This window comes from Nevskia soli DSM 19509, assembly GCF_000711955.1.
In the GTDB taxonomy this organism is placed as follows: Bacteria; Pseudomonadota; Gammaproteobacteria; order Nevskiales; family Nevskiaceae; genus Nevskia; species Nevskia soli.
On record NZ_JONR01000045.1, the window covers coordinates 1 to 11,306 of the forward strand.

The 11,306-nt window shown below is 64.6% G+C and carries 11 protein-coding genes; 6 read left to right on the plus strand and 5 right to left on the minus strand.

From position 1 onward, the window contains the following. Together BP26_RS28815 and BP26_RS29695 are read left to right on the plus strand one after the other, a co-directional pair. A partial coding sequence (locus BP26_RS28815) for a transposase (protein WP_084183244.1) occupies nt 1-309 on the plus strand: 309 nt, incomplete at its 5' end. A gap of 48 nt (nt 310-357) precedes the next feature. Then, nucleotides 358-1,071, plus strand: coding sequence for a hypothetical protein (locus BP26_RS29695; protein WP_157572633.1), 714 nt, complete (start codon nt 358-360; stop codon nt 1,069-1,071). A gap of 51 nt (nt 1,072-1,122) precedes the next feature. Here the strand turns inward: BP26_RS29695 and BP26_RS0119330 are convergent, their stop codons facing one another. Next, complete coding sequence (locus BP26_RS0119330; RefSeq protein ID WP_029922207.1) at nt 1,123-2,280, minus strand: adenylate/guanylate cyclase domain-containing protein; 1,158 nt, start codon at nt 2,278-2,280, stop codon at nt 1,123-1,125. Between the two features lie 91 nt (nt 2,281-2,371). Continuing rightward, a complete protein-coding gene (locus BP26_RS0119335) occupies nt 2,372-2,629 on the minus strand; it encodes a hypothetical protein (RefSeq protein ID WP_029922208.1) in 258 nt (85 codons plus the stop codon). Between the two features lie 374 nt (nt 2,630-3,003). On the opposite strand from BP26_RS0119335, the gene BP26_RS30935 reads away from it, so the two are divergent. Then, nucleotides 3,004-5,805, plus strand: coding sequence for a tetratricopeptide repeat protein (locus BP26_RS30935; RefSeq protein WP_084183246.1), 2,802 nt, complete (start codon nt 3,004-3,006; stop codon nt 5,803-5,805). A 169-nt stretch (nt 5,806-5,974) separates the two neighbouring features. Here BP26_RS30935 and BP26_RS29705 read toward each other — a convergent pair whose 3' ends face one another. Both BP26_RS29705 and BP26_RS29710 read right to left on the minus strand, forming a co-directional pair. After that, a complete protein-coding gene (locus BP26_RS29705) occupies nt 5,975-6,484 on the minus strand; it encodes a glycine-rich domain-containing protein (protein WP_157572635.1) in 510 nt (169 codons plus the stop codon). Nucleotides 6,485-6,585: 101 nt separating this feature from the next. Beyond that, the gene (locus BP26_RS29710) at nt 6,586-6,771 is read right to left on the minus strand and encodes a hypothetical protein (RefSeq protein ID WP_157572636.1); all 186 of its coding nucleotides are present in this window, start codon (nt 6,769-6,771) and stop codon (nt 6,586-6,588) included. A gap of 72 nt (nt 6,772-6,843) precedes the next feature. Between BP26_RS29710 and BP26_RS0119355 the strand changes: the two genes are divergently transcribed. From BP26_RS0119355 to BP26_RS0119365, 3 genes are all read left to right on the plus strand, one after another. Beyond that, nucleotides 6,844-8,199 carry a carbohydrate porin gene (locus BP26_RS0119355; protein WP_029922211.1) on the plus strand — a complete coding sequence of 452 codons (1,356 nt, stop codon included), beginning with the start codon at nt 6,844-6,846 and terminating at the stop codon, nt 8,197-8,199. A gap of 224 nt (nt 8,200-8,423) precedes the next feature. Further along, nucleotides 8,424-8,792 carry a hypothetical protein gene (locus BP26_RS0119360; protein ID WP_157572637.1) on the plus strand — a complete coding sequence of 123 codons (369 nt, stop codon included), beginning with the start codon at nt 8,424-8,426 and terminating at the stop codon, nt 8,790-8,792. 502 nt (nt 8,793-9,294) lie between these two features. After that, nucleotides 9,295-10,356: a nucleoside hydrolase gene (locus tag BP26_RS0119365; RefSeq protein ID WP_084183247.1), complete on the plus strand. Its 1,062-nt coding sequence runs from the start codon at nt 9,295-9,297 to the stop codon at nt 10,354-10,356. Nucleotides 10,357-10,829: 473 nt separating this feature from the next. Here BP26_RS0119365 and BP26_RS29715 read toward each other — a convergent pair whose 3' ends face one another. Continuing rightward, nucleotides 10,830-11,006, minus strand: coding sequence for a hypothetical protein (locus BP26_RS29715; protein ID WP_157572638.1), 177 nt, complete (start codon nt 11,004-11,006; stop codon nt 10,830-10,832). Nucleotides 11,007-11,306: the final 300 nt, after the last annotated feature.

An 11,306-nucleotide genomic window follows, 5' to 3' on the forward strand; every position in this document is an offset into this window, starting at 1 on the left:
CTCCGGCGCCAGATCAAGCGCAAATTGCTGATCGTCTGGGACGGCCTGCCAGTGCACAAGAGCCGCTTGGTACGTCAGTACGTGGACAGCCTCAATGGCGCCATTCAACTCGAAGTCATGCCTGCCTACGCGCCAGAGCTCAACCCGGTCGAATACATCTGGGGACATCTGAAACATCGCGAGCTGGGCAACTTCTGTCCGTCCAATCTGGGCCAACTTAGCCGATATGCACGCCGCAGGCTCCAGTCCATGCAGCGACGATCCACCCTTGTCACTGCCTTTTGGACCCAAGCTGAGCTGCCACTGTAGTGCTTCAACTATTTATGCAAGACTCAATAATTAAATTGCCCAAGGCAAATGAACATACCCATCGGAACAATTCTTCGGGCCTCAAATGTTGCTTCCAATCGCTGGTTTCGGAGCAAGAAATGGGCTGATCTAGCAGAAAAGTTGGTGGGAGCAGGACGTAAAAGCGACAAGCTCAGCGAACTACATCTCGCAGCCATTCTCAGCGATTTTTTAGATATCGAAGTTTCGATATCGGAATCTCGCTTTCTAACGAGCAGGGACGATGTCTTTTTATACCTGTATCGACGAAAGATAGCTGGCGACGCCTTGGTTTTTGATCCAGAAATCAACAGCTACAAACGCTTCGTAGCCAAGGGACAGAACTGGGCACACAAGATTCTCCGAACCATCGACTCCTTCCAGGAGAGCAGAACTGGACAATCGCTAGTTGCTACATTCGCTTTCGCTTTCTTCTGCTTTGCTCTGGTCGGAGCATTTATATTCGTAAGCGCGTCGCTACTCTTTATTGTCAACTATTGGCTTCATGGCAAACCCTCGCCAGAGGATCAAGTTCGGTTCACTTCCATTGCCATCATTTCAGGAAGCGCTCTCATTGGATTTTGGTTTAGCAGTCGGGGCTTTAATTTCCTTTTGAAGGAATTATTTGCAAAACGACTAATCGAGTCGGCGCTTGCATCAAAGCCACCTTCTTTGCAGCCGACACGAGCATCTAGACCACGACGCAAAACACCGAAGCCCTCGTCCGAACAGTTGATTGGATAGGATTAAAAGCTGAGAAAATCGGGAGCTCAGCTTTATTGCCCCCGCTGCCCTTTAAGATGTCTTCCACGCCCGCACCGCAAACGCCTGCCCTTTCACATCCTGTGCGGGGATCACCAGATCCCGCAGGCACAGGCCGGCGATGAAGTCGGCATCGGTGCGCAGGGCGGCGGTGCGGGTGCGGTTGTCGATGAGGAGTTTGTCGACTTCGCAATTCTTTTCCAGGCGGGCGGCGAGGTTGATGGTGTCGCCCAGCAGGGTGATCTCAACGGCGCGCTGGCCGATGTTGATGGGCCAGATGTCTCCGGTGGCGATGCCGACGCGGGTGCCGGTGGAGATGACGGCGTTGAGCTGGGACTGCCAGTCTTCCATGATTTCATGGCCGATGCCGACGAGGGCGTTGGCGAAGCGGATGGCGTCGGCCGGCGCGGAGGCTCTGGGCTCCGGATAGCCGAACACGGCGAGCACGGCATCGCCGATGAATTTGTCGAGCATGCCGCCGTGTTCGAACACGGCCTGGCGGGCGCGCTGGTAGTACTGGCCCATGAGGGCTTGCAGGTCGTCGGGGCGGGAGGCGGCGACCATGCTGGAGAAGTTGACGATGTCGGAGAGGACGATGGTGACGTTCTCGCGGCGGGTGCCCAGGCCCAGCTCGACCGGCGGGGCATGCGCGGTGTGGGTAAGGCGGGCAATGGTTTCGTAGGAGAACTGGCGGGCGAGGCTCTGGAAACTGGTGGTCGGGGGCTGCGGGGCATAGGGCGCGGGGCCGATGGGCGCTTCCCTGTAGGACTCGATGCCTTGCACCAGGGCGTTGGCCTGGAGCTGGGACCAGGTGGCGGGTGAGTTCCACGGGCCCGGCGAGGGCTTGCCGAGCAATTTGGGCAGCTCCTGGATGGCCAGCCATTGCGCCTTTATGGGCGCGTGGCGGAGTGCGTTTTCGAACCTCTTCGCCTCGCCCGCGGTAGGCGCCTCGGGGGTGAGGAGGAGGAAGCGGGCACGCTGGTCGGAGATGGCGCCGAGCCGGCGGGTCAGGCGATGGAGGGCGATGTCATCCGGCGCTCTGGCGCTGACCTCCAGCAGCAGGAGGGCGCCTTGCGCCGTGCGCAGCTCGTAGTCCGGCCAGCGGGTGCCCTTGGGCCTGACCAGCAGGTCTTTTGCTTCGGTCCACAGCCAGTCGGCCACGGCGCTTTCAAGCAGTACGGGATCAGTCATGTCTTGCTCCCGGCAGGGAATGCATGGGGCCGGCGCCGGCGGTGCGGCGGGCAGCCGATCGGCAGGCGTTGCGAATCGAGCGGGCCTGGCACTACAGGGAATTGGTGGGCCGGCGCGATGTCGGCTTTTGGGTACGGGTGGGCGGCAGACGCTCCGCGGAGGCGGCAGGCGGCGCCACGGGCATGAGGGCTGCGGCCGGTGGCTGCCCCGGCGGCTGCACCTGCAGCGCAGCCTGGGCGGCGTGCTTGGGCGCAGCGGCGCGGGTGAAGTGGTCGAGCAGGATTACGGCCGCGGCGAGCTGCGCGCAGGCAATCATTCCATAGACAAGCATCTCGATGATGCGACTCATAAACATTCCCGCGTCATGGAGAGTGGCGACGACGCCCCATGCGTTTTGTGTTGCGTGCCCATGGCACCCGTGTTGAGCCGGGCCGCACTGCGCGAACCCGGCTGGGCGACGATACGATGCGGCCGGGCGGAGCCGTAGCAGGCCGCATGGCGAGGCCGTGACAGTCCGCGGATCCGGCGGCGGCATCCGGGCGGAATATTGATGTACCAGATTGATATCAATGGCTTTTGGCGAAGTTAAGAATTGGTTATTCGCCGACCGGAGGCAGCTGCGGGAAACCCGCGGATTTGCGCAAAACCCGGCGGGGGTGAATCCTAATCCTGTATTCGAGGGTCGCCGTGGCGGGTGGGGGACACCGGCAGCGACGTCTAAAGATGATGCGGCTTGGGCCAGGGCGAGGCGGGTTTGGAAAATGGGAACTGGGGTTGCTGACTGTGCAGATTGAGGGGGGGACCCTTTTCCGATACCGCTTCGGCGATGTGGAATTCGACGAGGCGCGCTTCGAGTTGCAGGTGGGCGGCGCGTCTGTGGATATACAGCCCAAGCCCCTGGCCCTGTTGGCGATGCTGCTGCGCACGCCGGGGGAGGTGGTGACTTCCGAGGAGATCCTGCAATCGGTCTGGAAGTATCAGAACACGGGCGATCTTGAAACCAATGTGATCGGCACGGCCTTGACCAAGCTGCGCAATGCGCTGGGCAAGGACGCCCGCCGGATCGTGAACCTGCCCCGCGTGGGTTACCGCTTCGAGGGGCGGGTGGAGCGGGTGGTGGTGGGGCACACGCTGCGCAGCGGGCTGGCGCTGGAATCCGGGATGGCGGTGCCGATGCGGCCGAACTTCGTGCTGCGGGAGCTGCTGAGCCGCACGAAGTACAGCGAGGTGTGGCGGGCCCGGCATGCGAAGACGGACGAGGTGCGGATCTACAAGTTCAGCCCGGCCGGGGATCATCTGCTCTCGCTGAAGCGGGAGGCGACGCTGTACCGGCTGCTGCACGATGCGCTGGGGGAGCGGCCGGACATCGTGCGGGTGATCGACTGGAATTTCGCGGAGGCGCCTTTCTTCCTGGAGTGCGAGGACGGAGGGGAAAACCTGCGGATGTGGGCGGACGCGGGGAACCGGCTGCGGGGCCTGGGCCTGGAGGCGCGGATCGCGCTGTTCCTGCAGATTGCGGATGCGGTGTCGGCGGCGCACGGCGTGGGTGTGCTGCACAAGGATCTGAAGCCGGACAATGTGCTGGTGGCGGCGCGGGGCGATGGCTGGCAGGTGCGGCTGTCGGATTTCGGCAGCGGGCAGCTGCTGGAGCCGGGGCGGCTGAAGGATCTGGGCATCACGCAGCTGGGCTTTACGATGACGCAGGGTTTTGGGGGCGAGGCCACGACCGGCACGCTGCTTTACCTGGCGCCGGAGCTGGCGCGGGGCGAGACGCCGACGATCCAGAGCGATGTGTATGCGCTGGGGCTGCTGCTGTACCAGCTGGTGGTCGGCGATATGCGCCGGCCGCTGGTGCCGGGCTGGCAGCGGGAGGTGGCGGACGAGCTGCTGCAGCAGGATATTGCGGCGGCGACGGACGGGAACCCGAGCCACCGGCTCAACAGCGTGGGCGAGCTGGCGAACGCGCTGCGCCGGATACCGGAGCGCCGGGCGGAGCTGGCGAGCCGGCGGGCGCTGGAGCAGGCGGCGCAGCAGGCGCAGGAGGCCTTGAAGCGGGCCCGGGCGCGGCTGCCGTGGATGATCGCGGCGCTGGCGAGCATGGCGATCGGCTTGATGGTGAGCTCCTGGTTGTATGTGCAGAGCCGGCAGGCTTACCTGACGGCGGAGGCGCAGCGTACGCGGGCGGAAGCGATCAACAAGTTCCTGAACGACGATCTGCTGGGGGCGGCGGATACCAGCGGGCCGGGTGGGCAGCACGACCCGACGGTGCGGGAGTTGCTGGCGCGCGCGGCCGGGCGACTGGAGGGGCGCTTCGGCAATGACCCGGCGACGAAGGCTTCGGTGGATTTGGCGATCGGCCAGGCTTATTTCGGCTTGAGCGATTACGCCAGCGCGGAGACATTCCAGAAACGTGGCGTGGCCGGGCTTGCCGACAGCAAGGCCGGCGCGGATGGCGACGCTCTCACGGGCGCCTATGCATTGGCGCGTACGCTGGGCATGGAAGGCCACTTTGCCGAGGCCGGCGAAACGCTGGCGCGCGCGGATGCGGCGGCCGGGGAGCGGCTGCACACGCCTTCCAGGTTGAGCCTGCTGGCGGCGTGGTCGCGCGGCAATTACCTCGCGATAAGAATGCAGCCGGAACAGGCGCTGCCGCATTTCGAAGAGGCGGAGCGCATCCGCGCGCAGGCGCTGGCGGAGGACGATGTCTGGCTGGCGCGCACCCGGGGGGCGCTGGCCTGGTGTTATGTGCGCCTGGGCCGGAACGATGAGGCGATCGCGGCGCTGAAGGGCTTACGGGCGCCGAAGTACTCGCTGGAGAACATCGGCATCACGGACTGGCAGAAGGTGCAAGTGCAATATGCGATGGCGCTGAGCAACCTGTCGCGCTTCGACGAGGCGGAAGTGGCGCTGAGGGATTCGCTGCGGCAGGTGCAACAGGTGCTGGGGCAGGACAACTACATTACCGGCCTGGTGTGGAACTACTTGGGGACGGTCTACCAGAATGCGGCAAAGTGGGATGCGGCGATCGATGCGCAGACGCGGGCTTATGCCATCATGCGCCAGTCGGTCGGTGAGCAGTCCCCGGCCACGCTCGGGGTGGCGAGCGAGCTGGCGATTTCCCAATATCTCTCGGGCCGGACCGGTGAAGCCTTGCCGATGCTGGAATCCGTGCACGCGGCGCTGGCGGCGAAGCTGGGCGAGGAGGCGGCGCTGACGCAGGATGCGGCTTTTTACCTGGCTTCGGCGCTGACCGATCGGGGACGGCAGGATGAGGCTTTCAACCTGCTGGTGAAGCTGCGGGCGGTGCCGCTGAATTCGGTCGACCCCGCCATCGACTGGGCGCAGCGGATTGCGGGGCTGAAGGGAACGATCCTGATACGGCAGGGGAAGCTGGCGGAGGGGCGGCCCCTGCTGGAGGGCGCGGTGGCGCATCTCACCCAGGAGAAAGCGCCCGCCTGGGTGCTCGATCCGCTGCGCGCGACGCTGGGTGCAGGAGGCGGCGCTACCGCGATCACCAGCCGGTAGCCGGGGCGCATGCGGGCTGTTCAAGAAAGGCGGACGCGCTGGCGCCCGCCTTTCGCCGTTTCAGCGCGCCGCGTTGGGCGGCACCGAAGCGCACACCGGCGCTTCCGGCCGGCTGGCGCCTATCGCACTGCCTGTGCGGGACGTGGCCGTGGCGGACGAGCCGCCTTCCTCACGCGCCTTGAGCAGCTCCAACATGTCGGCCCGATTGGGGTACTTCAGTGTGTGCAGTTTCATGCTCTTCTCCGGTGGTGTCACGGTTTTGGGTGCGGAGCACCCGGGTCATCAACTCGGTATGCAGCTGGCGGCATCTGCGGAAGCGTTGCTGCTGGAGTGCGAAGTCCTCCGGGCCAAGCTGGCCGGAGAAGGGGTAATGCAGCAGCGGGGCGCCGAAGAGCTGCTGGCTATGCTCGAGATAGAGGCCGAGCGCCAGGATGTGAGCGTGCCAGTAGGTGTCGCAGTCACGGCTGGGGACGATGTTTTCGTCCGGGCGGTCGCGCACGAGTTGCAGGAAGCAGCGGTATTCGAGCTCGATGGCGTCCAGCTTTTCCAGGGACCAGGGTTGCTCCATGGCGACGAGGTAGCTGATGGGCTCGAGGTTGAGGGCGGCGATGTCCGGGTCGAGGGCGTGGCGATCGGAAGGATCGCGCCCTGGCTGACCGGATGTGGATGGAAGCCGCATGGCTTCCCTCGCCTCGCCCATCTGGATGCCGGTCCGTGTCGCGGAAATATTGCCGCGGGGACAGTTGATTCCTGGATCGGGTCGATTGCCATTATCGAGAGCTAATCAATCGCTAACTTGGATTTTTTGCCTGCGGGATCAATTGGCGCCGCGCAGCAGCGGGCGGCGACAAGGGCTGGCCGCTGCAGCTGAGCCGGATTGCGCCCGTAAAAGTCGCGGGTTTCATTCTGCTGTTTGATGGCATTAAAATCCGCGCGCCGCACGGCCGGTGTGGGTCTGGAGAACATGGAAGTTCGAACCAGGCTCGGCCGCCGGCGGGCGCTTCTTGATCTGCCGCAGTCCTACCGAGAATGTCCGTCATGACGACTGAAGATACCCGCGTGCCGAGGCGGAGGATTTCCATTGCTCTCGGAGTTTTTGCGCTGTGCGGGGCGCAGCTTGCCGGCGCGGCATGGGCCGGCGACGTCCCTGCCCCGCCGGAGAGCTGGAGCCTGCATTGGCAGGCAACGAATGTGACGCAGTATCACCCGGGTTTCCGCTCGCCCTACAGCGGGGCGAACAGTTTGTCCGGCGAGAGCCATGACGATGAGACGACGGACGCGACGCTGTTCGCCGGGGTGCGGCTGTGGCGCGGCATGGGCTTTTACCTGAACCCGGAGGTGGATCAGGGCTATGGGCTGAGCGATACGCTGGGGCTGGCGGGGTTTTCCAGCGGGGAGGCGTACAAGGTGGGGGCGAACGCGCCTTACCTGCGTCTGCACCGGGCGTTCTTCCGGCAGGTGATCGACCTGGGCGGAGAGGCGGTGACGGTGGCGCCGGATGCGAACCTGCTGGGCGACACGCACACGGCGGTCAACCTGACGCTGACGCTGGGGAAGTTTTCGGTGGGCGATGTGTTCGACACGAACCAGTATGCGCATGATCCGCGCGGGGATTTCCTGAACTGGTCGCTGATCGATGCGGGGGCGTTCGACTATGCGGCCGACGCCTGGGGGTATTCGTACGGCGTGGCGGCGGAGTGGGCGCAGTCGTGGTGGACGCTGCGGGCCGGGCTGTTCGATCTTTCGCGGGTGCCGAACAGCCGCGAGCTGGAGCAGGATTTCAGCCAGTTCGCCCTGATCGGGGAACTGGAGGAGCGGCATACCTTGGCGGGGCAGGCCGGGAAGCTGAAGCTGCTGGGCTATCTGAATCGCGGGCGGATGGCGGATTACGCGGATGCGGTGAGCCTGGCGCAAGCCACGGGCGGCACGCCGGATGTGACGCAGGTGCGGCAGTACCGCTCGCGGCCCGGCGTGGGGCTGAACCTGGAGCAGGCGCTGGGGCCGGACCTGGGACTGTTCGCGCGGGCCAGCCTCAACGATGGCAGCAAGGAGGCTTTCGAGTTCACGGAGATCAACCGCTCGGTGTCGGCGGGGCTGTCACTGAAGGGAACACGCTGGCAACGGCCGAAGGACACGGTGGGGCTGGCGGGCGTGGTGAACGGGCTTTCCAGCGATGCGCGCAATTACTTCGGCGCCGGCGGCCTGGGCATCCTGATCGGGGACGGGCGCTTGCCGAACTACGGACTGGAGAAGATCGTGGAGACGTATTACTCGGTGCAGGTGATCGAGGCCCTGGCGATCAGCGTGGATTACCAGTTCGTCGACAACCCGGCCTACAACCGGGACCGCGGGCCGGTTTCGATTTTCGGGGTGCGGTTTCACCTGGCGATGTAGGCGCGATACGCAGACGGCGCGTACCGTAACTCGCCCTGCGTGCTGTTACTTCGGAAGCGGGATGGGCAAGGTCCTTCGATGGGGATCGCGATGAATGGCAGGTGGTAGTCGCCCTGCGGTTGATTTGGACCGCGTTTAGTACGTCTTCCCTACAGCTTGGCGGCGCGGCAGCGACGGATAATGAGCGTGGACAGCTTGGTTCGGCACGCACACGGGTGGTTGTCATGCACATTTCATCGCAAACCTTGAGGCTGGCGCTGCTGCGGATCTTCGCGGACGCCGAGGCCAAGGCGGGGGATTGCCTGCCCTTTCCGGAAATCGCGTGCAGCTGGGCGGCTACCGGTCTGCGCGATTCGGACCTGCGGGTGGCGGTGCATGAGATGCTGGAAAGCGGGGATCTGTTGAGCATGGAGCGGCACGGCGCGCTGGGATTGGCGCTGAGCGCAGCGGCCTATCAATGGTTGAACCGTCCGGATGGCGAATTGCAGGCGGCGTCGCTGAGCGAGAAGGCGGCTTTGGCCAATGCGCATTACCGCCCACGCCCGGGCGTGGACCACGGCCTGCGGCGGCGCTCGGAGGATTTTCTGCAGTAAGAGCCTGTAACAGAATGAATCGCGCCTGCGACGGCGGCTATTTTTGCGCAGTGCAAGTCGGACAGAGTGCGGCATGGTGATTCCATGGCGCGCTCTGGCCGGCGCAGCAATGCGCAAAAATGGCCCCGTCCCGAAGGGTTGCGCCCAAAATCGCGCCAGGGCGGCCCCGACACGGTGCCCGAGCGTAACGAGGGGGGGGCGGGAGGGGCCGCCTCCGCCCGCTCCCGCACCCACGCTGACGCGGCACCGTGTCGCGGGCGATCGTTGTCAGCCCCAGCCATGGAATCACCATGGCTGCGGCCTCCGCCTTGCCTGACCCGATTTTGGACTGCAACGCAGGTGCGATTCATTCTGTTACAGGCTCTTAGGCCTCGGCGGCCTGCCGGGTCTGCCGTACCGCTGCGCCGCCGTAGGCCGACCGGCGATACCCCCACTCTGCGGGATTACCCCGCGCGCCATGGGCGCCTAGGCTGATCTCCTGCTCAGGGAGAGGGCGTCGACGATGAATCAGTCCGGTGGAAGATGGACGCGCGCGCTGCTGTTCGGAGCAGCGGCACTTTCGGCGGGCTTCGCTGCACCGGAAGTGTCCGCACAGCTTGGCAGCGGCCCGGTGCCGGTGATCTTCGATACGGATATGGACTTCGACGATGCCGCCGCCCTCGCCTATCTCGCCGCCGCCCACAAGAAAGGGCTGATCGATTTGAAGGCGGTGACGGTGACCGGTGCCGGCAGTGGTTACGCCGGCAGTGCGATCCGCCATGCGCGCTGCATCCTGCAACGATCCGGCCTGGGCAATGTGCCGGTGGCGGACAGCACGACCAAGGGTGTACATGCCTTTCCTCCCGAGACGCGCCTGGCGGTAGAGCTGGTGCTGGAAAGCGTGTTGCCGGGTTGCCTGCAGCCGTCCGCGCATTCGACCGAATCGGCGCCGGCACTGATGGCACGCATGGTCAATGCGGCACAGGGCCGCGCGGTGCTGGTGGCTACCGGCCCGTTGACCGACCTGGCGGCGGCATTGCCGGCCCTTGCGCCGGTCCCCGGCCAGGCGCTGCCGCTGAGCCAGCTGTACATCATGGGCGGCACCATCCATGTGGCGGGCAATCTGTGCTGCACCACCACATCCGCCTACGACAATACGCAGGAATTGAATATCTGGGCGGATCCGGCCGCCGCACAAACGGTGTTCGCCGCGCTGGGACCGGCGATCTCGCTGCTGCCGCTGGATGCGACCAACTATGTGCCAGTGACCGAGGCCTTCGCCAGGACGCTGCGCCAGGACCGGACCACGCCGGAGGCAAAGCTGGTCGCGGCGATCGCCAACAACCCGGTGGTGCAGGTGGGTGTGCTGGAAGGCAGCGCCTACTGGTGGGATCCGCTGGCGGCCGTGGCGGCAACGCAGGCGGGCGTGGTGAGCTACACCGCCGGCAAGGTATCGGTGGTGCAAAGTGGAACCGCGAGCGGGCGGATCGAACTGACGCCGGACGGTGCGCCGCTGCGTTACGGCACATCCGCCAACGAAGCCTTGTTCGAGCAGAAATTCCTCGATGTGCTGAATGGGCGTTGAGCGGAACGCGGGCTGTCGATTGGCGCGGAGCTGAAGCCATGTGTCGATGGGCCTGCCCGATGGAGCGAACCACTCCTGTACCGAACCGCCTCCACCCTTCTTCCATGATCGCTTCGAGGATGGCGGCGCCTTCTTCGAAATAGGCCTTCACCTCGCCGACCCCCTGCCCGGCGGTGAGGCGCGCTTCCATCGCGCAGACTTCAATCAGCTCGTGCGACTTCCCCCTGTGTTCGTTATCGCACAGCGTCAGGGATCGCCGGCGGCCCACAATGCGATGGTGAAGCTGTGCCCCCGCCTTCCGGCGAGGCGGCTCACGCGAAGGAGAGCGACATGTTATTCGGCGGCGGAATTCTCGGAACGATATTGATTGTGGTCCTGATCATTTTCGTGGTGCGGCGGCTATAGGGCTGGCTCCGGAAGGAACCCACCCCGGCGCAAGCAGTTTGTAAGGTACGGCGCCAGCGCCTCATCCATCAATGGAGTCTCAGATGAAACTCACTGTTCTGGTGCTTGCGGCCATGCTGCCGCTTTCCGCCTGCATCTTCGTGCCCGACCGCCATGATGGCGGCCCGCCCCGCGGCGACGAGCGTGATCACCACGATCATGATCGCGATCGTTGCGACCATGACGGGCACTGCGATCACGATCATGATCACAATCATTGATCGCCGGCTTTAAGGAGCCTCTGATTAAGTCCCGGATCTGAATTTCCCTTCATTACTCCCTGCCTGTACAGGAAGGGAGTAATGTCGTGCGCCCCGCTCGAAGAAGAGCCGGCATCACCGCCTGAGCCGCCGCCACAGTTGGCGAGCAGCATGAGCGTGGCAACGGCGAACAGCGTTCGTGCAACCAACAAGGGACGGCTGGAAGGCTGACATTGGGGGCATGATCTTCTCCGTGTCGATGAAGCACCCGGCAGGAAAAACGGGCTGCCGGCTCCGTGCCAGGCG